General features: G+C 65.4%; 22 protein-coding genes, 1 tRNA gene and 1 pseudogene. 7 read left to right on the top strand and 17 right to left on the bottom strand.

What is annotated here, in order from left to right:
* Positions 1 to 82: 82 nt before the first annotated feature.
* Together PY310_RS00340 and PY310_RS00335 are read left to right on the top strand one after the other, a co-directional pair.
* A complete protein-coding gene (locus PY310_RS00340; RefSeq protein WP_275212158.1) occupies positions 83 to 1,081 on the top strand; it encodes an ABC transporter ATP-binding protein in 999 nt (332 codons plus the stop codon).
* Positions 1,082 to 1,113: 32 nt separating this feature from the next.
* Positions 1,114 to 1,914 carry an ABC transporter permease subunit gene (locus tag PY310_RS00335; protein WP_275212479.1) on the top strand — a complete coding sequence of 267 codons (801 nt, stop codon included), beginning with the start codon at positions 1,114 to 1,116 and terminating at the stop codon, positions 1,912 to 1,914.
* Between the two features lie 18 nt (positions 1,915 to 1,932).
* On the opposite strand, the gene PY310_RS00330 is transcribed toward PY310_RS00335, so the two are convergent.
* A complete protein-coding gene (locus PY310_RS00330) occupies positions 1,933 to 2,487 on the bottom strand; it encodes an acyl-CoA thioesterase (protein WP_275212157.1) in 555 nt (184 codons plus the stop codon).
* Between the two features lie 419 nt (positions 2,488 to 2,906).
* On the opposite strand from PY310_RS00330, the pseudogene PY310_RS00325 reads away from it, so the two are divergent.
* Positions 2,907 to 3,900: pseudogene (locus PY310_RS00325) on the top strand (LysM peptidoglycan-binding domain-containing protein).
* A gap of 84 nt (positions 3,901 to 3,984) precedes the next feature.
* On the opposite strand, the gene PY310_RS00320 reads toward PY310_RS00325, so the two are convergent.
* From PY310_RS00320 to PY310_RS00310, 3 genes are all read right to left on the bottom strand, one after another.
* Positions 3,985 to 4,416, bottom strand: coding sequence for a CBS domain-containing protein (locus PY310_RS00320; protein WP_275212156.1), 432 nt, complete (start codon positions 4,414 to 4,416; stop codon positions 3,985 to 3,987).
* A 265-nt stretch (positions 4,417 to 4,681) separates the two neighbouring features.
* Positions 4,682 to 4,763, bottom strand: a tRNA-Tyr gene (locus PY310_RS00315).
* A 182-nt stretch (positions 4,764 to 4,945) separates the two neighbouring features.
* Positions 4,946 to 5,200 carry a hypothetical protein gene (locus tag PY310_RS00310; protein WP_275212154.1) on the bottom strand — a complete coding sequence of 85 codons (255 nt, stop codon included), beginning with the start codon at positions 5,198 to 5,200 and terminating at the stop codon, positions 4,946 to 4,948.
* Between the two features lie 201 nt (positions 5,201 to 5,401).
* Here PY310_RS00310 and PY310_RS00305 point away from each other — a divergent pair, with 201 nt between their 5' ends.
* Positions 5,402 to 5,893 carry a YajQ family cyclic di-GMP-binding protein gene (locus tag PY310_RS00305; protein WP_275212153.1) on the top strand — a complete coding sequence of 164 codons (492 nt, stop codon included), beginning with the start codon at positions 5,402 to 5,404 and terminating at the stop codon, positions 5,891 to 5,893.
* A 35-nt stretch (positions 5,894 to 5,928) separates the two neighbouring features.
* Here PY310_RS00305 and htpX read toward each other — a convergent pair whose 3' ends face one another.
* On the bottom strand, positions 5,929 to 6,798 hold the full coding sequence (gene htpX, locus PY310_RS00300) for a zinc metalloprotease HtpX (RefSeq protein WP_275212152.1): 870 nt from the start codon (positions 6,796 to 6,798) through the stop codon (positions 5,929 to 5,931).
* 78 nt (positions 6,799 to 6,876) lie between these two features.
* On the bottom strand, positions 6,877 to 8,148 hold the full coding sequence (locus PY310_RS00295; protein WP_275212151.1) for an MFS transporter: 1,272 nt from the start codon (positions 8,146 to 8,148) through the stop codon (positions 6,877 to 6,879).
* Between the two features lie 173 nt (positions 8,149 to 8,321).
* Here PY310_RS00295 and PY310_RS00290 point away from each other — a divergent pair, with 173 nt between their 5' ends.
* Both PY310_RS00290 and PY310_RS00285 read left to right on the top strand, forming a co-directional pair.
* Positions 8,322 to 8,804 (top strand): Fur family transcriptional regulator, encoded by a 483-nt coding sequence (locus PY310_RS00290; protein WP_275212150.1) that lies wholly within the window; start codon positions 8,322 to 8,324, stop codon positions 8,802 to 8,804.
* 7 nt (positions 8,805 to 8,811) lie between these two features.
* Complete coding sequence (locus tag PY310_RS00285; RefSeq protein WP_275212149.1) at positions 8,812 to 10,296, top strand: catalase; 1,485 nt, start codon at positions 8,812 to 8,814, stop codon at positions 10,294 to 10,296.
* Between the two features lie 75 nt (positions 10,297 to 10,371).
* Here PY310_RS00285 and PY310_RS00280 read toward each other — a convergent pair whose 3' ends face one another.
* The 4 genes from PY310_RS00280 to PY310_RS00265 all read right to left on the bottom strand — a co-directional run bounded on the left by PY310_RS00280 (position 10,372) and on the right by PY310_RS00265 (position 13,865).
* Positions 10,372 to 11,280: an ABC transporter ATP-binding protein gene (locus PY310_RS00280; RefSeq protein ID WP_275212148.1), complete on the bottom strand. Its 909-nt coding sequence runs from the start codon at positions 11,278 to 11,280 to the stop codon at positions 10,372 to 10,374.
* A complete protein-coding gene (locus tag PY310_RS00275) occupies positions 11,270 to 12,043 on the bottom strand; it encodes an ABC transporter permease (protein ID WP_275212147.1) in 774 nt (257 codons plus the stop codon). Before PY310_RS00275 ends, PY310_RS00280 begins: the two co-directional genes overlap by 11 nt.
* Positions 12,040 to 12,810 (bottom strand): ABC transporter permease, encoded by a 771-nt coding sequence (locus PY310_RS00270; protein ID WP_320538361.1) that lies wholly within the window; start codon positions 12,808 to 12,810, stop codon positions 12,040 to 12,042. The genes PY310_RS00275 and PY310_RS00270 overlap by 4 nt, the downstream gene beginning before the upstream one ends.
* A 68-nt stretch (positions 12,811 to 12,878) precedes the next feature.
* The gene (locus tag PY310_RS00265; RefSeq protein WP_275212145.1) at positions 12,879 to 13,865 is read right to left on the bottom strand and encodes an ABC transporter substrate-binding protein; all 987 of its coding nucleotides are present in this window, start codon (positions 13,863 to 13,865) and stop codon (positions 12,879 to 12,881) included.
* 264 nt (positions 13,866 to 14,129) lie between these two features.
* Between PY310_RS00265 and PY310_RS00260 the strand changes: the two genes are divergently transcribed.
* On the top strand, positions 14,130 to 14,765 hold the full coding sequence (locus PY310_RS00260) for a DUF2461 domain-containing protein (RefSeq protein WP_275212144.1): 636 nt from the start codon (positions 14,130 to 14,132) through the stop codon (positions 14,763 to 14,765).
* Positions 14,766 to 14,922: 157 nt separating this feature from the next.
* On the opposite strand, the gene PY310_RS00255 is transcribed toward PY310_RS00260, so the two are convergent.
* The 7 genes from PY310_RS00255 to PY310_RS00225 all read right to left on the bottom strand — a co-directional run bounded on the left by PY310_RS00255 (position 14,923) and on the right by PY310_RS00225 (position 23,961).
* Positions 14,923 to 16,449, bottom strand: coding sequence for an amino acid permease (locus PY310_RS00255; RefSeq protein WP_275212143.1), 1,527 nt, complete (start codon positions 16,447 to 16,449; stop codon positions 14,923 to 14,925).
* Between the two features lie 176 nt (positions 16,450 to 16,625).
* Positions 16,626 to 17,033 (bottom strand): DUF779 domain-containing protein, encoded by a 408-nt coding sequence (locus PY310_RS00250; protein WP_275212142.1) that lies wholly within the window; start codon positions 17,031 to 17,033, stop codon positions 16,626 to 16,628.
* Positions 17,033 to 18,055 (bottom strand): alcohol dehydrogenase AdhP, encoded by a 1,023-nt coding sequence (gene adhP, locus PY310_RS00245; protein WP_275212141.1) that lies wholly within the window; start codon positions 18,053 to 18,055, stop codon positions 17,033 to 17,035. The genes PY310_RS00250 and adhP overlap by 1 nt, the downstream gene beginning before the upstream one ends.
* Positions 18,056 to 18,130: 75 nt before the next feature.
* Positions 18,131 to 19,657, bottom strand: coding sequence for an acetaldehyde dehydrogenase ExaC (exaC, locus tag PY310_RS00240; protein ID WP_275212140.1), 1,527 nt, complete (start codon positions 19,655 to 19,657; stop codon positions 18,131 to 18,133).
* 133 nt (positions 19,658 to 19,790) lie between these two features.
* A complete protein-coding gene (locus PY310_RS00235; protein WP_275212139.1) occupies positions 19,791 to 21,209 on the bottom strand; it encodes a GAF domain-containing protein in 1,419 nt (472 codons plus the stop codon).
* Positions 21,210 to 21,367: 158 nt separating this feature from the next.
* Entirely contained in the window at positions 21,368 to 22,801 is a 1,434-nt protein-coding gene (locus tag PY310_RS00230; protein ID WP_275212138.1) for an FAD-dependent oxidoreductase, read from the bottom strand.
* Positions 22,802 to 22,962: 161 nt separating this feature from the next.
* The gene (locus tag PY310_RS00225; protein WP_275212137.1) at positions 22,963 to 23,961 is read right to left on the bottom strand and encodes a DNA topoisomerase IB; all 999 of its coding nucleotides are present in this window, start codon (positions 23,959 to 23,961) and stop codon (positions 22,963 to 22,965) included.
* Between the last annotated feature and the right edge of the window lie 61 nt (positions 23,962 to 24,022).

The raw sequence follows: 24,022 nt of genomic DNA, 5'->3' as shown, positions 1-24,022 counted from the left end.
CGGCGGCGCGGTCGTATACACATAACGGCCCGGGGCATAACGTTGGGGCATCAGGCGCTGACTGCCGAACATAGGAGGGGTTATGGCCCACGCAATCTCTACCCGTTCCCTCACGAAGAAATTCGGCCGGCGGGAAGTGCTGCACGGCGTGGACTTCAGCGTGGAGGCGGGCTCCGTGTTCGGGGTCATCGGCCCGAACGGCGCGGGCAAGACCACCACCATGCGCTGCCTGCTGGACATCATCCGCCCCACCTCCGGGGAAGTCCGGGTGCTGGGCAAGGATCCGCGGCAGGGCGGACCGGAGCTCCGGCGCCGGATCGGCTACCTGCCCGGGGAGCTGTTCCTCGAGGGCCGCGTGACAGGCCGCAAGCTTCTCTCCCACTACGAGGCCATCAGCGGTCCGGTGGCGCCCGGCAGGATCGACGCGCTGGCCGAGCGGCTGGGCCTGGACCTCGACCGGCATACCCGCAAGCTGTCCAAGGGCAACAAACAGAAGCTCGGGCTGGTCCAGGCGTTTATGCACAGCCCTGAACTGCTGGTCCTCGACGAACCCACCAGCGGCCTGGATCCGCTGGTCCAGCAGGAGTTCCATGCCATGGTCCGCGAGGCCCGGCAGCAGGGGCAGACCATTTTCCTCAGTTCGCATGTGCTCAGCGAGGTCCAGCAGACCGCGGATACCGTCGCCATCCTGCGGGACGGCAAGATCATCGCCGTCGAATCTGTCAGCGGGCTGCGGGAGGGTGCCGTCCGGCACCTTCGGTTCTCGGCCACCGGGATCACCGGGCACGACGCCGGTGCGCTGCTGGGTGCGGTGCCCGGCGTCGGGCACGTGGAGGTACTGGAGTCCAACGGGACGGTCACGCTCTCCGCCACGCTGGCGGGCGCCATCCAGCCTCTGGTGAAGGCCCTAAGCACGCTGCAGTTGAAGGACCTGGTCCTGGAGGAGCCTGACCTGGAGGAATCGGTGCTGCAGATGTATTCCAGCCCCGGAGAGCCCGGCTCCCCTCCTCCGGGCCCCCGGGTTTCCGGCCACCGGGCTTCAACCCATCGGAAGCCAGTTCAACAGGAGTCCGCCAAGTGAGCACAGTGAGCCAAGTGAGCGCAGTGAGCGCAGTGAGCACCACCCTGCCGCTCTTCCGCCGCTCGTTCTTCGACAGCTGGCGCTCCACCCTGGCGTGGGCGGCCGGCCTGGCTGCGGCGATATTTCTGTACCTGCCCCTGTACCCGTCCATTGGCGGGAGTGCGCAGATGCAGGACATGATCGATGCCCTGCCGCCCGAAATGATGAAGGCCCTCAATTACGATCAGATCGCCAGCGGTCCCGGCTACACCCAGGCAACGGTCTTCGGGCTGATCGGCTTCCTGCTGATGACCATCGCGTCGGTGGGGTGGGGCGCTGCCGCGGTGGGCGGCGACGAGGAATCCGGCCAGCTGGAACTGACCCTCGCCCACGGGGTGACCCGGGTCCAGGTGGTGCTGGAACGTGCCCTGGCCCTGGCGGTCCGGGTCCTGCTTCTCTCGGCCCTGGTCTTTGGGCTGGTGCGGCTGCTTAACGATTCAGCCCAACTCAACATCCGCCCGGAGGATCTCTTTGGTGCGTCCGTACTGTTTGCCGGTCTGTCGCTGCTGACCGGCACCGCCGCGCTGTGCGCCGGTGCGGTGTCCGGCCGGAAGACCTACGGGCTGGCCGCGGGTGCCGCCGTCGGCGTTCTGGGATACGTCTTCAATGCTGTTGGCAGGCAGAGCCCGGACCTCGAGTGGCTGCTCGGCCTGAGCCCCTATCACTGGGCGTACGGGAACGTCCCGGTGGCCAACGGAGCGGACTGGGCTGCGGCCGGGTGGCTGTGGGGCCTCTCGGCGGCGCTGGTCGCCCTGGCGGCCGTGGCCGTCAGCAGGCGCGACGTCGGCACCTAGCGCTCGCCGCCGCGGCGGTCAGACCGTGGCGTCCCACAGGTGCGGCGCCGGGGTGCGGCTGCCCGGGAGGGCATTGGTCTCACGCCATTCGTGGATCCACTCCGGCAGCACCAGGTCCGCCGGCGGAGTGCCGAATTCGCGCAGGATTTCCTCCTGGCTGACGGGTTTTCCCTTGCTGACCAGGCGGGTGGCGATGTAGGCACGCGCGTAAATTTCGCCGTCGGCCACCATGCGCTGCTCGAAATAGATGGCCTTGGCATCAAGGCCGATGATCTTCGTTTCAATGGTGTACTGCTGCCACAGCTGCAGGGATTTCCGGAACGCGATGGTCTCCCCCGCCGCGACGGGGCTCCACCGGCGCTGGCGCATCCGCTTCCAGACCCCGCTGCGGACCATAAGGTCGAACCGGCCCAGGTCCATCAGGGAGAAGTACATGCCGTTATTGACGTGCATGGCAATGTCGATGTCGGTCGGGAGGACCCGCAGCGGCAGGGACGAAGTGCCCCAGATGGTCAGCGCCGGGCGGCGGGCGGACGTGAACAGCATCAGGAGGGTGCGCAGAAGCAGGTGCATGCCTAATTGTTACCCGCGAGTAACAAGCTGGCAAATTCGGCGTCCGGCATGGTCGCCGCTTGCGGTGCGGGGGTCGGAGCCCGGTAGCGGCCGGACCGGTGCCGGGTAGGAAGCGCCGGCCCGGCCAAGTAGGCGGCGGAAAAAATAGGGTAGCCCCTACTCGTGCCCGGACGGCACCGCCTTCCTAGACTCGGAGTTCCTAGGGCCGAACAAAGTTGCCGGCGCATCCTCCAACGCTGGGGTGGGTGATGCCGCTTCGTTGCGGAGCTCCCGTTTTCCTGAAAGCGGGCGCCCCCATCGTGCGGTGAGGGGTTCCAGCCGTGGCCGGGACCCCACAGCGCATCACACGTTGCTCCGTCCCGCATCCGGTGGTGGCATTGCCGCGAAACCCGGCCGGGCCGACCCTTGATGGGCCACCTATGAACCAGCCGACCGCTAACGACAACACACCCAGCCGAAGCTTCGAAACAGACGCCCCCAGGGCCGACCTCGTGACGGGCCCAAAACGGGTCAACAAGAAACTGTGGGGAGGCATGGCGGGCGCCGCCGTCGTTGCCACACTCAGCATCGCTGCTCTGATAGGACCAGCGGCAACCGCGCCCGGGGCACCTTCGGCCGCAGGAGCAATCACGACGGCGGACGCACCGGATGGGCAGGGCACCGCACCTGTGGTGGCGGCACCCGCGGAGACGCCCTCCGCGGTCCCGGCCGTCCCCGCTGCGGCTGACCCCGTTTCCATTCCAGCGGAAGCCGCCGCCCCGGCGGAAGCGCCGGCCCCGGCGGCTGCGGCACCACCACCGGCCACCGGCCACCGACACCAACGTCTATACCGTGGTCCCGGGAGACACCGTAGGCGGGATCGCGGCCCGTCACGGCGTGGACATGAACGCCATGCTCGCGGCCAACGGACTCGGTGCTTACAGCTTGATCGTCCCGGGGCAGACCCTGAAACTGACCGGTCCCGCCGTCGTGGTTTCAGCACCCGCCCCCGCACCCGCCCAGGCCGCCGCCCCGGCGCAAGCTGCACCGGCACCGGCCCCGGCTGCGGTTCCCGCGGCCGGGGCCCTGGTTCCTGCCGCACCGGCGGTCCGGACCATCTATGTGGCAGGTGCCGGTGGACAGTCCATGGTTGACGCCTGCATCGGGCCCATCCATTACACGCCAAATGACGGGTATTCACTCTTCATCACGGAGCACGATTTCTGCGGCGGCTGGGCGCGTTTCTCCGGAATCGGCGTCGGTGAAACGGTCAGCATTCCCGGCTACGGCACCTTCAAGGTGACAGCCAGGGGCCAGGTGCCCAACCCGGGCACCACAAACGACGTCATCCGGGTGTTCGGCGGCTTCCCGCGGGCCATCCTGCAGACATGCATCCCCGGCACCAACCAGATGCTGCTGATCGCCCTGAACTGAGCAGAAACTTGTTCGCGGTTCCGAACCTGCAAGGCAGGGAGCCGCGAACAAGGCTATAGGGAATTGATTAGTGCGGCGTGTCTGCTAGGCCGACATGTGATGGCGTTCGGAGATGTGCTCCACCAGGGCGCCCACCCGGTCTTCGGTGTAGTTGCGGGCGATGTCGCCCTGGCTGATGATGCCGACCAGTTTGTGGTCGGCAATCACCGGGAGCCGCCGGACCTGGTGGGTCTCCATCATCTCGATGGCAGCGTCAACGCTCGCATCAGCGTCCACCCAGTAGGGCTTGCCCGAGGCGAGTTCGCGGGCCATCATCTCGCGGGGGCTGCGGCCGGCGGCGACACATTTCAGCACGATGTCGCGGTCTGTGATCATGCCCTGCAGCTTGCCGTCATCGCCGCAGATCGGCAATGATCCGCAATCCAGGTCCAACATCATCCGTGCCGCATCTTCGAGCGTCTGCCCTTCCTTGATGCACCGGGCGTCCGTGGTCATGAATTCACGTACAGCACTCATTGGTCCTCCTTCATCGATTGTGTATCGACGCAGGGCACCGGGGCACATGCGCCGATGCTGCCAGACTACGCCCGGCCCGGAGGACCTGTCGACGGTGTTTTCAGCCGGCTTGGCCCGCGACTTTTCCCCTGCTGACGGTCCATTCCCCCGGTAACGCCGAGGGGAATAGACCGTCCCGCGGGGAAAGGCGGACGGGCCGGACCCACCGGTTTCCAGGCACAAAAAAGCCTCCGGAACCTGGTGGTTCCGGAGGCTTTTCCTTGGGTGGCAGATGAGGGATTCGAACCCCCGTAGGCGTTGCCAGCTGATTTACAGTCAGCCCCCTTTGGCCGCTCGGGTAATCTGCCGAACTTCAAAAGAAGATCACCCCCGGCTGCAGTCTGCAGAACGTCCGTTTCCGGGCCGTTCCGCTTCCACTAACCGCGGGCAAGACAACTTTACAGAACTTCTGCCGAAGAATCGAATCGAGCCGGTTCGCCATCGCAGCCGGCCCTGAAAGCCGCGCGGTTCCGCGGGAAAACCGGGTCACTCAGGCCTCGCCGAGAATGCGTCCTGCCAGCTTTGCCTCGAACTTCACTGCCTGCTCTTCCGTAATCTGGTTCAGCTGGACTGCCCGCCGCAGGTCCTCGCTGACGCCGTTCATCCGGGCGGAGGCATCCGGAACGGGGCTGAACATGATGTAACCTGCCAGGGCGGCCGCCGCGACGGAGGTTGCGGCGGTGGCAACCGCTCCGGCGGCGAGGGCGGTTGACCGGGTGACGTAACGGACGGCGTTGTTGTTCATTGCTTCCCTTTCGTGCTTCTTCCAACTCGTTCAACTCTCCCTCGCATGGCTTCGTTCCCGCCGGGCGTCCGCTATGAGGGAACTGTGAATCCGTCCGCGCCGGTCCGCAGTAGCGTCACAGCCGATCCGTATTAGGCTGGAATGCAGAGAATAACGCCCTCCGGAGCCATTGCGGGGGCACCCATCAGCACAAGGAGAGTCATGGCAGGCGAGTCAACGTTCGACGTCGTAAGCAAAGTGGACAAGCAGGAAGTGGCCAACGCCCTGCACCAGGCGCAGAAGGAACTCGTCCAGCGCTACGACTTCAAGGGTGTGGGCGCCGAGGTTGATTTCAGCGGCGAGAAGATCCTGATGAAGGCCAATTCCGAGGAACGGGTCATGGCTGTGCTGGACGTGCTGCAGTCCAAGCTGATCCGCCGCGGCATCTCACTGAAATCCCTGGACACCGGTGAACCCTACGCGTCCGGCAAGGAGTTCCGGCTGGAAGCCACCATCAAGGAAGGCATCGAGCAGGACCTGGCCAAGAAAATCAACAAGCTGATCCGGGATGAGGGGCCCAAGGGCGTCAAGTCCCAGATCCAGGGCGATGAGCTCCGCGTTTCTTCGAAGTCCCGTGACGACCTGCAGTCCGTGATGGCGCTGCTGAAGGACTTTGACGAGGCAGACCTGCAGTTCGTCAACTTCCGCAGCTAGCGGACGACGGCGGGCGGCCGCCTTGCCGGCTGCTGTCACCGCAGGGGGCGGCCAGCCATCCGCTCCAGCCGGTTGATGCGGTCGCTCATGGGCGGGTGGGTCGCGAACAGCTTGGTCATGGCGCCGCCGCGGAAGGGGTTGGCGATCATCAGGTGAGACGTATTGACCAGCCGCTGATCCTGCGGCAATGGCGCAATCCGAACACCCTGTTCGATCTTGCGCAGGGCTGAGGCGAGCGCCAGCGGATCGCCGGTGAGCTGCGAACCGTCCTCGTCGGCGTCGTACTCCCTGGTCCGGGAGATGGCCAGCTGGATCAGGGAGGCTGCGAAGGGCGCCAGGAGCGCCATGACGATCATGGCCAGCGGGTTGGCGTTCCGCCGGTCACCGCCGCCGAAGAACAGCAGCATCTGGCCCACTGAGGTGATCACGCCGGCCACCGCGGCTGCCACCGAGGACGTCAGGATGTCCCGGTTATAGACGTGCATCAGTTCGTGCCCCAGTACCCCGCGCAGCTCCCGGGCGTCCAGCAGCTGCAGGATCCCTTCGGTGCAGCAGACGGCCGCGTTCCGGGGGTTCCGGCCCGTGGCGAAGGCGTTCGGGTTCATGGTGGGTGAGAGGTAGATGCGCGGCATCGGCTGGTTGGCCCGGGCAGAAAGTTCGCGCACAATCTGGTACAGCTGGGGCGCCTGGGCTTCGGTCACGGGGTAGGCCTGCATGGAGCGGATGGCGATCTTGTCGCTGTTCCAGTAGCCGTAAGCTGTGGTGCCCACCCCCACCAGGGCCATGATCCAGATGGGTGCCGCGCTGCGGGTGTTCAGCCCGATCAGGCCGCCCAGCCCCAGAAGCACGGCCCAGAGCACTCCGAAGAGCGCCGCAGTCTTCAGTCCGTTGTAATGCCTGTGCATGTCCCCGCTCCTCGATCTCGCCCCAACACAGCCGCCCCGACAACGCCGGCACTCAGGCCACACTGGTGAGGCAGGACCCTACGGCACCGGACTATGGGCATCGTACTTTCGAAAGCCCGGCTGAAGCTGAGAGACCAGCCAGGCCACCAGAGCGCACAACGCCCCGCCCAGAAGCAGGACCCAGCCCTCACTTAAAATCTTAGTCCCGCCGCCCGCCAGCAGGTCGCCCACCCGGGGACCGCCGGCCACCACCACAATGAAGACGCCCTGGAGCCGTCCCCGCAGGTGGTCAGGTGCGGCCGCCTGCAGGATCGTGTTGCGGAATACCGCACTGATGGAGTCGGCGATCCCGGCCAGGGCACAGCACACCGCCGCGGGGACCAGCCACAAGGTCGCGCCGCCGTCGGGCGCCCGTCCCGCCAGGAGCACCACCAGACCGAAGCCGGCAATGGACGCACCCCAACCCATCACGGACCACACCACTGCGCTCCCCTGCCACCGCACCCGCCCCAGGGGTCCGGAAAAGAGCCCGGCGAGGAAGGCGCCCACGGCGGTGGATGCGAGCAGGATGCCCACCGTTGATTCGCCGCCCCCGATCATCAGGGCACCGATGGCCGGCATCAACGCCCTGGGCTGGGAAAGGATCATGGCCACGAGGTCGATGATGAAGGTCATCCGCAGGTTGGGCCGCGTACCCAGGAAGCGGAAGCCTTCAATGACGGACCGGATCCCGGCCCTGCCGGCATTCCCCGAGGGTGGAATCGACGGCAGCCGGAACACCGCCCATAGGACAAACACAAAGCACATGAGGTCGATGGTGTACGTCCAAGCGAAGCCCACCCATGCCACCAGGACACCGGCCAGCAGAGGGCCTACGGTCATGGCCAGCCCGAAGGTGATCATGTTGAGCGCGTTGGCTGCGGGCAGCAGTTCCTTGCGGAGGAGTGTGGGAATGATGGCGCTGCGCGCAGGCTGATTAATGGCCTGGGCGCCGCTTTGGAGGGCCACCAGGAGGTAGAGGATCCAGACGTTTCCCAGGTGCAGCCAGGACTGGAGCGCAATCAGGCCGGTAGTCAGCCAAAGGACTGAGCTGGCCAGCAGCACCACCGTGCGGCGGTTGTGGGCATCGGCGATGGAACCGCCCAGCAGGCCGCCGAACACCAGCGGCACCAGCGCGAAAACACTGAGGAGGCCTACGTAGAAGCTGTCCTGCGTGAGCCGGTAGACCTCGAGGCTGACGGCCACGAGGGTGAGCTGACTGCCCACGGCGGCCACGGCAGAGCCAAGCCAGAGGCGGCGGAACGCCGGGCTCTCCCGCAGCGGCGTGATGTCTGCCAGTAATTTCCCCACCCCGCAACCCTAATGGGACCGGCCGCGCACCGTGCGGGCCGGGCGGCTGGAAGTCCATGCCCTGGGCCGCTCGGCCGGCGAGTCCGTGAACGCGCTCCAGGAGTTCCTTAACTTTGCCCGATGTTAACCCGCACTTATTATGACGAGATCATAATAAGTGGCATACTGAAGGCATGACGGAACACTTTGAGGGCCATGAAGCATGGGCTGCCGCCCTGCGGTCCCACGGCCGCCGGGTGACCAGGCAGCGGCTGGCCGTGCTTGCCGCCGTCGAACACCACCCGCATTCACCGGCGGAGAGCATCCTCGCTGCCGCCCGGGCCGAGCTCCCGGAACTCACTGCGCAGTCCGTTTACGTGGTCCTGGGCGACCTCACGGACCTGCACATGCTGCGCCGGTTCGAGCCGCCGCACTCCCCGGCCCTGTACGAGACCCGCGTAGGCGACAACCACCACCACGCCATCTGCATCAGCTGCGGCCGCGTGGAAGACGTGGAATGCGCCGTCGGGCACGCACCCTGCCTGACGCCGCACTGGGATGAGAATGCCAAGCCCATGACCATCCAGATTGCCGATGTCATGTACCAGGGCATCTGCCAGGACTGCCAGCAGTCCCAACAACTTCCTTCTGAACGTAACCAAGTAATAGAGAAATAGGAGAACAATGACTGCCATTTCAACCACCCAGTCAGGTGCCCCCGTCACGTCCGACGCGCACTCCCAGTCAGTTGGTGCCGACGGTGCCATCATCCTGACTGACCACTACCTGATCGAAAAGCTCGCCCAGTTCAACCGCGAGCGCGTGCCGGAGCGCGTTGTGCACGCCAAGGGCGGCGGTGCTTTCGGTACCTTCAAGACCACCTCGGACGTTTCCAAGTACACCAAGGCTGCGTTCCTGCAGCCGGGTGTTGAGACGGACATGCTGATCCGCTTCTCCTCAGTGGCCGGCGAGAGCGGCTCCCCCGACACCTGGCGCGATCCCCGCGGCTTCGCCGTCAAGTTCTACACCACCGAGGGCAACTACGACCTCGTGGGCAACAACACCCCTGTCTTCTTCATCCGCGACGGCATCAAGTTCCCGGACTTCATCCACTCCCAGAAGCGCCTCCCGGGCACCCACCTGCGTGACGCCGACATGCAGTGGGACTTCTGGACCCTGTCCCCCGAGTCCGCGCACCAGGTCACCTGGCTCATGGGCGACCGCGGCCTGCCGGCTTCCTGGCGTGAAATGCAGGGCTACGGCTCGCACACCTACCAGTGGATCAACGCCGAAGGCGAGCGCTTCTGGGTCAAGTACCACTTCAAGTCCAACCAGGGCGTCAAGGCCATGACCGGCGATCAGGCCGAGGAACTGGCCGGCTCGGACGCGGACTTCTATATCCGCGACCTGCAGGAAAACATCGCCGCCGGCAACTTCCCGTCCTGGGAACTGCACGTCCAGGTCATGCCCTACGAGGATGCCAAGACGTACCGCTTCAACCCGTTCGACCTCACCAAGGTGTGGCCGCACTCTGACTACCCGCTGATCCACGTGGGCACCATGGAGCTGAACAAGAACCCGGAGAACTACTTCGCGCAGATCGAGCAGGCCACCTTCGCGCCCTCGAACTTCGTGCCGGGCATCGCAGCCTCGCCGGACAAGATGCTGCAGGCCCGCATCTTCTCCTACGCAGACGCACACCGTTACCGCGTGGGCACCAACCACGCCCAGCTCCCCGTGAACCTGCCCAAGAGCCAGGTCAACAACTACAGCCAGGACGGCCAGGGACGCTTCAGCTTCAACGCCCCCTCTGTTCCGGTGTACGCGCCGAACTCCGTAGGCGGCCCCGCCGCTGTTGAGCCGGCTTCCCCGGCAGGTGGCTGGGAGAACGACGGCGAGCTGACGCTTTCCGCACACTCGCTCCGTGCCGAAGACGGCGACTTCGGTCAGGCCGGCACGCTGTACCGCGAAGTGTTCGACGACGGCGCCAAGGCCCGCCTGCTGGACACCATCACCGGCGCCGTGGGCGGCGTGAAGACCGCCGACATCAAGGAACGCGCCATCCAGTACTGGACGAACGTTGACGCCGACCTCGGCGCGAAGCTGCGCGCCAACCTGGGTGCCGGCGCCGTTGACTCCGACGCTGAGGCTGCCAACAAGATCGGCTAGTTCGGTCTTTCCGCAGAACCGAAACACCCCGCCACGGATTGTCCGTGGCGGGGTGTTTTTGTTGTGCGCAGGGGGCTACGCCACGTCGGTCCGGCTGGCGGAGGCCTGGGTCGGGGCCGCCGAAACCTCGCCCGCTGCCGCCGGGCGGTGGCCTTTCTTGGCCAGCTGGATCTGCTCGTAGACGTGGTGGCGGAGCTCGGTGAAGCGCGGCAGGGACCGGGTCTCCAACTGGTCGCGGTCCACCGGAAGGTCGATGAGGATATCCTCCTGGACCACCGTGGGCGAGGAAGACAGGATGATGACGCGCTCGCCAAGGTAGACGGATTCGTCGATATCGTGGGTCACGAACAGGATCGTGATTCCGAGCTTCTTCCACACCATGCGGATCAGGTCCTCCAAATCCGCGCGGGTCTGTGCGTCCACGGCGGCGAAGGGCTCGTCCATCAGCAGCACCTCCGGCTGATACGCGATGGCCCGGGCGATGGCCACGCGCTGCTGCATGCCGCCGGAAAGCTGCCACGGGTAGGAGCGCGGAACGTGGGCCAGGCCCACCGCCTCAAGGGCCTCGTCCACCAGCTTGTCCCGTTCGGCCTTGGGCACACCCTGGTTCTTCAGCGGCAGTTCCACGTTTTCACGGACGCGCATCCATGGGAAAAGGGAGCGGCCGTATTCCTGGAAGACAACGGCCATCTTCTTCGGCGGACCCGAGACGCGTTTGCCGTCCAAAAGCACCTCGCCCTCGGTGGGCGCCATCAGCCCGGAAATGCACTTCAGGAGGGTGGTCTTGCCGGAGCCGGAAGGACCCACGAGGCAGGCCAGTTCGCCGGCGCGCAGGTCAAAGGTCAGGTTGCGCACCGCCTCAATGTCGCCGCCGTCGGTCTGGTACACCTTCTTCAGGCCGCGCACGGAGAGCATCGCGTCCGGCAGAGTCTTCCCGGCTGGCTGTGTCTTCCCGGCTGGTGCCGGGGTTGCCTCAGGCTGCATTTTCTACCTCTTTCTGGCCGTGGTACCAGCGCAGGATGTTCCGCTCGGCCCACTGGAAGATGAACGACATGGCTACACCCAGCAGACCAAGCACCACAATGCCGGACCACATTTCCGGAATGGCAAAGGACCGCTGGAACTGGACGATGGTGAAGCCAAGCCCCGAGGACGAGGCGAACATTTCGGAGATGACCATCAGGATCAGCCCCAGGGACAGGGACTGGCGCACGCCGGCCATGATCTGCGGGCTGGCTGAAGGCAGCACCAGGTACCGGACGCGGGCCCAGCCGTCGATCCCGTAGGTGTGGGCCGAATCCGAGAGGACCCCGTCCACGGCCCGGACACCTTCGATGGTGTTCAACAGGACAGGCCACACACAGCCGGAAATGATCACCGCCACCTTCATGGAGTCCGTGATGCCCATCAGCAGGATCAGAACCGGAACCAGGACAGGTGGCGGGATCGCGCGGAAGAACTCCAGGGCGGGTTCCAGCAGCGCCCGGAGCCATCTGACGGAACCGATCAGGACGCCGCCGACGACGCCGATGATGATCGCCGCCACAACCCCCACCAGGAGCCGCCCAACGCTGGGCAGCACGTCGCTAAAGAAGCGGGGGCCGAACCAGACCTCGCCGAACTTGGCGACCAGGGTTGCAGGAGTGGGGACGAAGAAGTTCACCGTGCCGAGGGTGGAGGCCCACCAGAGCAGGACCAGCAGGACCGGCAGCGCCAGGACGTAGCCGAGGGTTTTCAGACTTTTCACACGATCACCTCGGAGCGGACGGAGGAGTGCCAGGACAGGGTTTTCTTCTCGATGAACCGCATCACCGCGTTGATCAGCACGCCAATCAGGCCGGTGGCCAGTACCAAGGCGTACATGCCCGAGATGGCGCCGCCGGACTGGGCGAGCGCGATTTCCCGGCCGAGACCGGGAGAGCCGATCACCAGTTCTGCGGTGATGGCCAGGACGAGTGCCACCGTGGCGGCCAGACGGACGCCTGTCATCAGGTAGGGCAGGGCTGTGGGGAAAACGACGTAGCGGATCCTCGCCATCCGGCCCAGCCCATAGGTCTTTGCGGTGTTGTTGGCCACCATGTCGATGTCTGCCACGCCGTAAAGGACCTGGATCAGGACCTGCCAGAAGGCGGCATAGGTAATCAGCATCAGGGATGATTCGATCTTCACGCCGAAGAGCAGCACCGCCAGCGGAATCAGGGCCACCGATGGGATGGGCCGCAGGAATTCCACGGTGGAGTTCGTGGCTTTCCGGAGGAAGTCGCTGGAGCCGATGACGAAGCCCAGCAGCACGGCCAGGGTGACGGCGATGACCAGGCCCAGGAACCAGGCCATCATGGTCTCACCAACCGAGATCCAGAAGGCTGTCAGGCCGAAGTCGCGCACCAGGGCGAGGATAACTTCGCTGGCGGGCGGGAGGAAGCGTTCATTGATGATGCCCAGCCGCGGAATGAGCTCCCACGTGCCAAGGAATCCGATGATCCCCGCCAGGCCAAGCAGCTGTTTTACCGGCATCTTGCGGCCCGGCCGGCGGTCCCGTCCCGCAGTGGAGACGGGACCGCCGGAGGTGACAGCGTCTGCACTCACGGGAGAAGGTCGCCTGCGTTCGGAGCCTTGCTCAGCGTGCCGTACTTGGCGGCGGCGTCGCCGAGGGTCTTGAAGGCGTCCTTGTTGAATTCCACGCGATAGCGCGGCAGGATCATCTTGGCGCGGGTGGCTTCATCGATCTTGGTGTATGTTCCCACGATGTCCCGGACTTCCTGGGGATGGCCCTGGGCGTACTCTAGTGACTTGTTCATGGCACGGGTGAACTTTCCCGTGAGGTCGGCCTTGCCCTTGACGGTGTCAGCCTTCGTGAAGTAGCCGGCGATATCCAGTTCCGGGCTCATCTCGACAAAGTTCGAGGAGACGATGGTGCCCCCCTCGGCCACCGCCTTGGAGAGGAACGGTTCCAGGATCCAGGCTGCGTCCACCTGCTTGTTGGTCAAGGCGGCCGGGGCGTCCGGGAAGGCCACCTCAACAAACTTCACGCTGTTCGGGTCACCGCCGCCCTTTTCGATAACCGATTTGATGGTGGTATCGCCGATGTTGGAGAGGTTGTTCACCGAAACGGTTTTGCCGGCCAGGTCCTTGGCGGCCGTGATGGGGGACCCGGCGGGAACCACCACACCACCAATGTCCTTGCCCTTTTCACCGGTAGTGGACGCGCCGTTGGCCACGAACTTCAGGTCAAGGCCCTTGTCCTTGGCCACCAGGACGGAGATCAGGTTCGAAAACGCAAAGTCGAAGCTCCCGCTGACCACGCCGGGGACGATTGCCGCTCCGCCGGAGGCCGTCTGGATATCCAGCTGGATGCCCTCGTCCTTAAAGAACCCCTGTTTGTCGCCGAGGAAGATCGGTGCGCAGTCCACAATGGGGATGACTCCGACGCTGACCTTGGTCAAACTCGCATTCCCGGCTCCGGCGGAGGATGCTCCACCGCCTGTGGAACTCGGTGAGCCCGACCCGCAGGCGGACAGGCCCAGGACGGATGCTGCGGCGAGTACAGCGATGACGCTACGACGTTTCATGTTCACTCCTTTGTGAGGGGCATTGGGTGCTCAAACGCCCCAAACCAACTCTGTTCGCAGTCCGAACAGACGTTCAAGGAAAGTCTCTGCTACCGGACGTTGAAGGGTCAACCAGATCGGCCCATTGTTACCCTCATGATACGTAAGCGACCGTATGGTGGACAGGGTCCCTGACCTTCGCAGGTTTATGAAGGAAATCGAGGCTTTCCACATAGCCTGTGTAACCTATGGCTGGCGGCCGGTCCCCCTGCCTAGGATCACTGCATGAGCACATTTGAAGGCATTCCCGCCGGGGCATTCGAGTTCTACGCCGAGCTTGAGGACAACAACAATCGGGAGTGGTGGCTGGAGCATAAGGACAGCTATGCGAGCCTGGTCCGGGAACCCCTCATGGCGCTGCTGGCTGAACTGGAACCACGGTTCGGTCCGGCGAAGATCTTCCGGCCGAACCGGGATGTCAGGTTCTCCCAGGACAAGTCGCCCTACAAAACCGCCCAGGGCGCCTTTGCCTCTGCCCAGGAAGGTGTGGGTTATTACCTTCAGGTCAGCGCTGACGGGCTGCTGGTGGGAGGCGGCTATCATTCCCACACCCCGGCCCAGCTGGCAAGGTTCCGGAATTCGGTTGACGCCTCGGGCACCGGTGAATCGCTGCGGCACATCGTGGACGGCATCGCCGCGGCCGGTTTTGCCGTGGGAGGCGAGAAGCTGAAGACCGTGCCGCGCGGTTATGACCGGGCGCATCCCCGGGCAGAACTGCTTAAGCACAAATCGCTTTCGGCCGGCACCGACCTCGGCCAGCCGGAGTGGGTCTCGTCGCCGGCGGCTGCTCAGGAGATCGCCAGCCTCTGGGAACAGCTCCGGCCCCTCGTTGACTGGGTGGGCAGGCACGCTGCGCCGTGACCCGGGCAAGCGCACCAGTCGGCCAGAGACCGGCAGCGTAATCAGTGCCGGCCCAGACGGAAGAGGCACCCGATCCCCTGAGGGACCGGGTGCCTCTAATCCCGGGAGATTCCGGCGGAACTGCCGGGAACAGCCTTCGTGCGGGCGGCCGAAGCGGCTACACGCGGGACGCAAGTTCCTTTTCGGGGGCGCCGTCGACTGCGGACTTAGCCTCGGCAAACTTCTCGTTCAGGCGCGAGTGCTTCTGGCCGTACGCGAAGTAGATGATGAGGCCGATTACCAGCCAGCCGGCGAAGAAGATCCAGGTTTCCACGGCCAGGTTCGTCATCAGGTACAGGCACAGCAGGGCGGACACAATGGGCAGGACCTTGCCGAACGGAACGCGGAAGGACGGTTTCAGGTCCGGGCGCTTTTTACGCAGCACCAGGATGCCAAGGCTGACCATCACGAACGCGGACAGCGTACCGATGTTGATCATTTCTTCCAGCAGGTCCACGTTGGTCAGGCCCGCGACAAGTGCCACTGCCGCACCGCAGATGATCTGGAGGCGCACCGGCGTCGAACGCTTGTCACTGGTCTTGGACAGGCTCCGGGGCAGCAGTCCGTCGCGGCTCATGGCCAGCACCACGCGGGACAGCCCCATCAGGAGCACCATGATGACGGTGGTGAGGCCGATCAGGGAGCCGAAGGCGATGACCTTGGCGGCGGTGGTGTTGCCGACAGCTTCGAAGGCGGTGGTGAGGGTGGGGTTCTTGGCCGCGGCGAGTTCCGTGTAGGACACCATGCCGGTCAGCGCGAGGGACACCAGGATGTAAAGCAGGGTGACGACGGCGAGGCCGCCGAAGATGCCGCGGGGCAGCGTCTTCTGGGGGTTCTTGACTTCCTCCGCGGAGGTGGCCACCACGTCAAAGCCGATGAAGGCGAAGAACACCAGGGCAGCGCCGGCGAAGATGCCCAGCGTGCCGTACTGCGCCGGCGCGGCGCCGGTGAGGAATCCGAAGAAGGACTGCTTGAGGACGTCCGCGCTGCCGCCGGCCGTGGGCTCAGCTGCCGGGACGAACGGGCTGTAGTTCTCGACCTTCACATAGGTGAAGCCCACAACGATCACAAAGAGCACCACGGCGATCTTGATCAGGGTGAAAACGTTGCCTACGCGGGCGGAGAGTTTGGTGCCCAGCACCAGCAGGACCGTGAAGATGGCAACGATCAGGAAGGCGCCCCAGTAGAGGTCCACGCCGCCGACCGAGAGGGCGGGCGGGACGTCGGCGCCCATGAGCGCGAAGACCTTGCTGAGGTAGATGCCCCAGTATTTGGCGATGACGGCTGCCGCGGTGAAGAGTTCCAGGATCAGGTTCCATCCGATGATCCAGGCCAGCACTTCCCCCATGGTGGCGTAGGTGAACACATAGGCGGACCCGGCAACGGGAATGGCGGTAGCAAACTCCGCGTAGCACATGATGGCCAGGGCACAGGTCACGGCGGCGATGGCGAAGGAGACAGTCACGGCCGGGCCGGAGAAGTTGGCAGCGGCCTTGGCGCCAACTGAGAAAATGCCGGCGCCGACGGCAACGGCAACGCCCATGATCATCAGGTCCCAGGTGCTGAGCGACCGCTTGAGCTTGCGTCCGGGTTCGTCGGCGTCGGCGATCGACTGCTCGATGGATTTGGTCCGGAGAAGGTTCATAAGTGGTTCCACAATCTTGAATAGTGTAGGAAACAGACTTATTGACTTTACCGTCCGCCCATTGGACGGTCACAATTGTTCCGCATCGTGAGACAGCTCAGACGCCGAAGATAATGCAGGAAAGCCCTCAAGAGCCTCCTTTTCGAGGCCCTCAAGGGCTTTCCTGTCGAACCGGTTCAGACGGGCCAGTCCATCAGCGTGGACCGGATCAGGAACCGTTTGCCTTCGGGAGATTCGACCGAGAAGCCGCTCCCCCGGCCTGCCACCACGTCCACCGTCAGATGCGTATGGCTCCAGTATTCGAACTGCTCCCGGGACATCCAGAACTCCAGCGGCTCCGGCTTGAGCCCGTCCGAGATATCGAACAGTCCCAGCAGCACGTCCGAATCCCCCGTGATGAACTCACCCGCGGGGAAGCACATCGGCGAGGAGCCGTCGCAGCAGCCGCCGGACTGGTGGAACATCAGCGGCCCGTGCTGGCGCCAGAGCTTCTGCAGCAGTTCCACCGCCTCCGGGGTGAGCGCCACCCGGGAGAAATTTTCCCCGGGCAGCGTCACCGCGGCGTCGAGCCGTTGGTTGGGCATCAGAACCTCAGCACCACGCGGCCATCGATCTTGGCGTGCTTCATCTCGTCAAGGACTGCGTTGATTTCCCCGAGCTCCCGCACGGACACGGTGGGGTGAATTTTGCCCTGCGCGTAGAAGTCCAGCGCTTCCTCCAGGTCCTGCCGCGTGCCCACGATCGAACCGCGGACGGTCAGGCCCTTGAGCACAATCTCGAAAATGGGCGCCGGGAAATCGCCCGGCGGCAGGCCGTTGAACACAATCGTCCCGCCCCGGCGTGCCATGCCGATCGCCTGTCCGAAAGCGGACGGGTGCACTGCGGTGACAAGGACTCCATGGCAACCTCCGGTTTCGCGCTGAATGACTTCCACAGGATCCTCGTGCAGGGCGTTGACCGTCAGTTCGGCACCATGGGCCTTGGCGAGGGCGAGTTTGTCGTCCGCGATGTCCACCGCGGCCACCCGCAGCCCCATGGCCACGGCATACTGGACGGCGATGTGGCCCAGGCCGCCGATGCCGGAAATGGTGACCCACTGCCCGGGCCTGGCCTCGGTCATTTTGAGCCCCTTGTAGACGGTGACGCCGGCACAGAGCACCGGCGCCACCTCGACGGGGTCGGATCCCGCCGGTATGCGCGCCGCGAAGCGCGAGTCCACCAGCATGTACTCGCCGAAGGAGCCGTCCACGCTGTAGCCGGCGTTCTTCTGCGCCTCACACAGCGTTTCCCAACCGGTACGGCAGTACTGGCAGTCCCCGCAGGCGGACCACAGCCACGCGTTTCCCACCAGGTCCCCGACGGCGAGGTCGGTGACCCCCTCGCCGAGGGCCACCACTTCACCCACGCCCTCGTGGCCCGGAATGAACGGCGGGGTCGGCTTGACCGGCCAGTCGCCCTCCGCCGCGTGGAGGTCAGTGTGGCAGACGCCGGTGGTGAGAACCTTGACCAGGGCTTCCCCCGGACCCGGAGCGGGAAGCGTGACGTCCTTGATCTGGAGGTCCCTGCCGAATTCGGTTACTACTGCAGCTTGCATTGTCGTCGTCATTGGCGAAATCCTTAGCGTTTGAGTGCAGGTGATGAGGGTGGGCGGGCGGCCCTGGGGCCACCCGCCCGGACGGGCTTAGAAGAAGCCCAGCTTGTTTTCGTTGTAGCTGACCAGCAGGTTCTTGGTCTGCTGGTAGTGGTCCAGCATCATGGAGTGGTTTTCACGCCCGATGCCTGAGGACTTGTAGCCGCCGAACGCGGCACCCGCCGGGTAGGCGTGGTAGTTGTTGACCCACACACGGCCTGCCTGGATTTCGCGGCCTGCCCGGTAGGCAACGTTGCCGTTGCGGGACCAGACGCCGGCGCCGAGGCCGTAGAGGGTGTCATTGGCGATGCCCATGGCGTCGTCGTAGTCACTGAATTTCGTCACCGAAACCACGGGCCCGAAGATCTCCTCCTGGAAGATCCGCATCTTGTTGTGGCCCTCGAAGACGGTGGGCTGGACGTAGTAGCCGCCGGCCAGGTCGCCTTCGAGCTGGGCACGCTCCCCGCCGATCAGCACCTTGGCGCCTTCCTGCTTGCCGATGTCGATGTAGGAGAGGATCTTTTCGAGCTGGTCGTTGGAGGCCTGGGCGCCCACCTGGGTTTCGGTGTCCAGCGGGTTGCCCTGGATCATCTTTCCCACCCGGGCAATGGCGTCCTCCATAAAGGAGTCGTAGATGTCTTCCTGGATCAGGGCGCGGGACGGGCAGGTGCAGACTTCGCCCTGGTTGAAGGCGAAGAGCGCGAAGCCCTCCTGCGCCTTGTCGTAGAACGCGTCGCCCGTGTCCGCGGCAACATCGTTGAAGAAGATGTTGGGGCTCTTGCCGCCGAGTTCCAGCGTGACCGGGATGAGGTTCTGGCTGGCGTACTGGCTGATCAGCCGGCCGGTGGTGGTTTCGCCGGTGAAGGCGATCTTGCGGATCCGGGGGCTGGAGGCCAGCGGCTTGCCCGCTTCGACGCCGAAGCCGTTGACCACGTTCAGCACACCGGCGGGCAGGAGGTCACCGATGAGTTCCATCAGGACGAGGATGGAGGATGGCGTCTGCTCGGCCGGCTTGAGGACCACGGCGTTGCCTGCCGCGAGGGCGGGGGCCAGCTTCCAGACGGCCATTAGGATGGGGAAGTTCCACGGGATGATCTGGCCCACGACGCCGAGCGGTTCGTGGTAGTGGTAGGCGGTGGTGTCGTCGTCGAGCTGGGACAGCCGGCCTTCCTGGGCACGGACGGCCGAGGCGAAGTAGCGGAAGTGGTCGGCGGCGAGCGGGATGTCTGCGTTAAGGGTTTCTCGAATCGGCTTGCCGTTGTCCCAGGACTCGGCGACGGCCAGCATTTCCAGGTTCTCGTCGATCCGGTCCGCGATTTTGTTCAGGACCGCGGCCCGCTCGGCAACGGAGGTTTTGCCCCAGGAGGGTGCCGCCTTGTGTGCCGCGTCCAGCGCGAGTTCGATGTCCTCAGCGGTTCCGCGGGCCACTTCGCAGAAGACCCTGCCGGTGACCGGAGTGATGTTCTCGAAGTACTGGCCCTTGACGGGGGCAACCCACTCGCCGCCGATCCAGTTCTCATAGCGGTCCTTGAACGTGACCTTCGAACCCTCGGTACCGGGCTGTGCGTAAACAGTCATTGCTAGCTCCTTTGCTGTGCATGAGGCGGTGCCTTGAGGCCGGCGGCCGCCGTTGGACCCAGCGTAGGAGTGTGCAGGTTGCAGTCAGGTTGCAACCGTGTGAGTCAGCTCACAGGGAAGGTTGCAGGGCGCCTTAGGCGCTCAGTTCTGCTTCCAGCCGTTCAAGATCGGCGACGACGGCGGCCCGCTTGGGTGAGCGCGCCGGCAGCAGCTTCAGCGCCGCCGTCCGGACGTCGACGTCGTCCCTTGCCTCCGGAAGCGCCGCGTACTTGAGCAGGGTCTCGGCGCTGCCGTCGGTGAGCACCGCTTCGCGCATGAGCGAGGATACCCGGTGGCGCAGGTCAACAATGCCGGGCGCTTCGGAGCGCGGCAGGACGGCGCCGCGGTAGATTTCCAGCGCGATCCGGTGGGCCCCGCGCTGCAGGCAGTTCAACACCTGTCCGCTGTCCGGGACCAGGTCCATACTGAGCTTGTAGGGCCGGGATTCGGGGACGGCGGCGGGGTTGAGCTGCTGCAGGATTTTACGCAGCCGCACCATTTCGGCACGGAGCGTCATGGTGGATCCGTCGCCCGGATAGAGCAGGACACACAGCTCCTCGGCGTTCAGGCCTTCCGGGTGGGTGCTGAGGAGCGTGAGGATTTCGCTATGCCGGGCTGACAGCGCCACCGTTTTTCCTTCGATGCTGAGCAGCGCCTGGTCACGGCCCAGAAGCTGCAGGCTGTTGCGGTAAAGGCTGCCTTCCTTCAGACCGGCGCCCGCTCCCCCGGCCCGCGCCGCACCCGGGCCCGCCGCCCGTGACCCTGCCGCCGACGCCGAGCTCCGTCGTCGGGCCGGCCGGCTGGCAAGGGTTGCGGCCAGCTGCAGCCGCTCCACCCGGAGCTGCGCCTGTGCCGCGGCCACCGTGGCTTCCACGAGCGACAACGTATGGGGCGCCACCGCGCTGGCCTTGCCCGTGATGTCCACAACGCCCAGCAGCGCGCCGGAATCCGGATCATGGAACGGGACGGCGGTACAGCTCCACTCGTGCACGGACCGCTGGTAGTGCTCCGCGCCGGAAATCTGAATGCCGCGGCCCAGTGCGAGGGCAGTTCCGGGGGCGCTGGTGCCCACAGTGGCCTCCGACCAGTCGGCCCCCGGAACGAACATCATGCCTTCGGCACGCCGCTGCAGCGCCGGATCACCTTCCACCCAGAGCAGCCGCCCCACCTCATCCCCGACGGCCACGAGCAGTCCGCTGTCGTGGCTGGGCAGCACGAGGAGCTTATGGATCACGGGCATAATGCTGGCCAGCGGGTGCTGACGCCGGTAATCCTCGAGCTCGTCGGTGTCCAGGGCGAGGGGCGCTTCAGGGTTGTCAGGGTTGGCTTTCAACTGTGCGGATCGCTGCCAGGATTCCTCCACCAGGCTCCGCAATCCGGTGACCACCAGGTTTTCGGCCACGCCGGCGTCCAGCGGGCCCGAACCGGTCAGCCACTCATGGCCTGCCAGGGCATGCCTCTGGGCCTGCTCCATGGTCTCCGCGCCAGACGCTGACGGGTGAAGGGGATTCATCTTTGAACTCCTGCCGGGCACGGCCGCTTCCAGGGGCTGCCGGCACCGGGCCGGCAGGTGCTCCAGTCTAGTGGGGTACCGGCTGTTTGGAAACGCCGGTGTCAATGATCGCTTTGGGACCCCCGGTGCGGCCTTCGCCGCGGGAGCGCTCCGGGCGCCTAAGCGCGGGAGATGTTGATCATGTCCTCGCGCGGGACCACTTTGATGCGTTCACGGACGACGTCGGCAGTTCCGTCGCCGCCTACCCATTCGGCGCCGAGGGCTGCTTCGTGCGCATCCAGTTTGATCCAGCCCTCCCAGGTGGTGAACTCGATGCCGCGCTCGTGAAGGAGGTCGATGATGGCCTGCGGATCCGGGTTCCGGGCCGGGGGCAGCGAAAGCCGGTCCTCCAGCAGGAAGCCGATGGTCTCGAGGGCGTCGCCCTTGGTGTGGCCGATCAGTCCCACCGGGCCCCGTTTGATCCAGCCGGTGGCGTAGATTCCCGGGACCGGGTTGCCGTCAGCGTCCAGCACGCGGCCGCCCTCGTTGGGGACCACGCCGCGTTTGGCGTCGTATTCCAGTTCATCCAGCGGCGAGCCGTGGTAGCCGATGGCCCGGTACACGGCCTGGACCGGGTAGTCCACGAACTCGCCGGTGCCCTTCACGTTGCCGGTCCCGTCCAGCTCCATCCGCTCGAACTTGATGCCCGCCACGTGGCCGGACCCGCCGTCGTCGTATATCTCCACCGGGTTGTGCAGGAAGTGCAGGTGCAGGCGGCGGGAGGATGGTTCCTCCGCTTCGGCGTGCTCCTCCACCAGCCAGTTGGTGAGGGTGTTGACCATGGTTTTGATCTGGTTGTTGCTGCGGATGGCGTCATCGGAGGCTTCGTCGAACTCGAAGTCCTCCGGGTACAGCACGATGTCCACGTCCTTCATGTGGCTCAGTTCGCGCAGTTCCAGCGGGGTGAACTTAACCTGGGCGGGGCCGCGGCGGCCGAAGACATGGACATCCGTGACGGGCGAGTTTTTCAGGCCGGCGTACACGTTGTCCGGGATCTCCGTGGTGAGCAGTTCGTCGGCGTGCTTGACCAGCATCCGGGCCACGTCCAGGGCCACATTGCCGTTGCCGATCACGGCGATTTCCTTGGCATCCAGCGGCCACTCGCGGGGTACATCGGGGTGGCCGTCGTACCAGGAGACAAAGTCCGCCCCGCCAAAGGAGCCGGCCAGGTCGATGCCGGGGATGGGCAGGTCCGCGTCCTTGATGGCACCGGTGGAAAAGATCACGGCGTCATAGAAGGCCCGGAAGTCATGCAGGGTGAGGTCACGGCCATAGGTGACATTGCCGAGGAAGCGGATATCGCCGCGGTCCAGGACCTTGTGCAGGGCGTTCACGATGCCCTTGATGCGGGGATGGTCCGGTGCCACGCCGTAGCGGATCAGGCCGTACGGCGCCGGATAGGCCTCGAACAGGTCGATGCTGACCTCGAAGTCCCCGTCCTTGACGCCGTTGGACTTGGTCAGGATGTCCGCCGCATACACCCCGGCAGGTCCCGCACCCACAATGGCAACACGCAGTGGACGCTTGGGGGTGGTTTCGCCTGGGTGGGACACCGGGAGCCCTTCTGGAAGGAGGAGTTGCGCCGAAGGCGCGCGGTACAGCGCACCCTACGCACGAGCAGGTTGTGCACAGCGACGGTTGCGCACAGTGCCCCTATTCTAAATGTGCCTGGGCCCGGATGGTGCAAGGTTGGCCGCCGCTTCCGGGCCGCCGCCTAGCCGCTCCGTTGCAGCGGCACAACCTCACCCTCGCGGTACAGCAGCGCACGGAGCTCGGACTCGGCTGACTGCGGCCGGTGCGGATCGATGGTTTCACCCGCGGCATAGTGGTCCAGCAGCCGGGGATCAACATAGCTTTTGCGGGCAATCGACGGCGTGTTGCCCAACACCGCGGCCGCCTCCTCCATGGCCAGGCTGATGGCCCGTTTCCGCGCCGCCACCTTTTGCTGCGGCCCGCTGCGGGCCAGGCTGAGGGCGGCGGCGATGGTGCCGCGCAGTGTCCTGAAGTCCTTGGCGGTGAAGTCCTGGCCGGTGCGCTCCTTGACGTAGCTGTTGATCTCCGCGCTGGTCACCGGATGCCAGCTCCGCCCGTCCTTATATGCCAGCAGACGGGCGTTGCCGCCGCGGCGCTTCAGCGTCCGCACCAGGGCGGCAAGGTCGGCGTCGTGGATTTCCGATTCCCAGTCCTTCCCGCTCTTGGCGGGAAACTTCAGTTCCAGGCAGTCCTTGCGGACGTGGACGTGCGCGCACAGCAGGGTGGCCAGGCCGCGGCTGCCGTTCTCGTTGGTGTACCGTTCGGAGCCCACCCGGAGGGATCCGCTGTCCAGCATCCTGAACGCCGCCGCAAGGACGCGTTCCCGGCTGACGCCGTCGCTGCGCAGGTCCAGGGTGACCAGCCGGCGGGCGGAGGGCAGGGATTCGGCCAGCTGCAGCGCGCGGTCGAACTTCAGCCGGTCCTTCCGCTCCCGCCACGCCGGATGATAGATGTACTGCCGCCGCCCCACGGCGTCCACACCCGTCGCCTGGATGTGCCCGTTCTCGAACGGCGCGATCCAGACGTCCTTCCACGCCGGCGGGATCCCGATGCTTTCCAACCGGTCCCGGACCGGCCCGGGCGGCAGCGTGGAGCCGTCCAGGTCGCGGAAGCTGAAGCCCGTCCCCGCGGCCACCCGCCGGTAGCCGCGGCCGTTGGCGTTGCTGCGGCGGAGCCTCACGGGGTGGCATCCTGCCGGTTCGTCCATTCCATAAAGGCAAGCCTACTGATGAATTGGCGGA

This window comes from Pseudarthrobacter naphthalenicus, from assembly GCF_029076445.1.
GTDB classification, from domain to species: domain Bacteria; phylum Actinomycetota; class Actinomycetes; order Actinomycetales; family Micrococcaceae; genus Arthrobacter; species Arthrobacter naphthalenicus.
This window is presented reverse-complemented; position numbering and strand designations above follow the sequence as displayed.

Excerpts from the sequence above, each read along its gene's own strand:
- PY310_RS00255 (WP_275212143.1), bottom strand. The coding sequence starts at position 16,449 with ATGAACCTTCTCCGGACCAAATCCATCGAGCAGTCGATCGCCGACGCC.
- PY310_RS00330 (WP_275212157.1), bottom strand. The coding sequence starts at position 2,487 with ATGCACCTGCTTCTGCGCACCCTCCTGATGCTGTTCACGTCCGCCCGC.
- adhP (WP_275212141.1), bottom strand. The coding sequence starts at position 18,055 with ATGACGACGACAATGCAAGCTGCAGTAGTAACCGAATTCGGCAGGGAC.
- PY310_RS00290 (WP_275212150.1), top strand. The coding sequence starts at position 8,322 with ATGACGGAACACTTTGAGGGCCATGAAGCATGGGCTGCCGCCCTGCGG.
- PY310_RS00280 (WP_275212148.1), bottom strand. The coding sequence starts at position 11,280 with ATGCAGCCTGAGGCAACCCCGGCACCAGCCGGGAAGACACAGCCAGCC.
- exaC (WP_275212140.1), bottom strand. The coding sequence starts at position 19,657 with ATGACTGTTTACGCACAGCCCGGTACCGAGGGTTCGAAGGTCACGTTC.
- PY310_RS00270 (WP_320538361.1), bottom strand. The coding sequence starts at position 12,810 with ATGCCGGTAAAACAGCTGCTTGGCCTGGCGGGGATCATCGGATTCCTT.
- PY310_RS00260 (WP_275212144.1), top strand. The coding sequence starts at position 14,130 with ATGAGCACATTTGAAGGCATTCCCGCCGGGGCATTCGAGTTCTACGCC.
- PY310_RS00310 (WP_275212154.1), bottom strand. The coding sequence starts at position 5,200 with ATGAACAACAACGCCGTCCGTTACGTCACCCGGTCAACCGCCCTCGCC.
- PY310_RS00235 (WP_275212139.1), bottom strand. The coding sequence starts at position 21,209 with ATGAATCCCCTTCACCCGTCAGCGTCTGGCGCGGAGACCATGGAGCAG.
- PY310_RS00285 (WP_275212149.1), top strand. The coding sequence starts at position 8,812 with ATGACTGCCATTTCAACCACCCAGTCAGGTGCCCCCGTCACGTCCGAC.
- PY310_RS00305 (WP_275212153.1), top strand. The coding sequence starts at position 5,402 with ATGGCAGGCGAGTCAACGTTCGACGTCGTAAGCAAAGTGGACAAGCAG.
- PY310_RS00250 (WP_275212142.1), bottom strand. The coding sequence starts at position 17,033 with ATGCCCAACCAACGGCTCGACGCCGCGGTGACGCTGCCCGGGGAAAAT.
- PY310_RS00340 (WP_275212158.1), top strand. The coding sequence starts at position 83 with ATGGCCCACGCAATCTCTACCCGTTCCCTCACGAAGAAATTCGGCCGG.
- htpX (WP_275212152.1), bottom strand. The coding sequence starts at position 6,798 with ATGCACAGGCATTACAACGGACTGAAGACTGCGGCGCTCTTCGGAGTG.
- PY310_RS00320 (WP_275212156.1), bottom strand. The coding sequence starts at position 4,416 with ATGAGTGCTGTACGTGAATTCATGACCACGGACGCCCGGTGCATCAAG.
- PY310_RS00265 (WP_275212145.1), bottom strand. The coding sequence starts at position 13,865 with ATGAAACGTCGTAGCGTCATCGCTGTACTCGCCGCAGCATCCGTCCTG.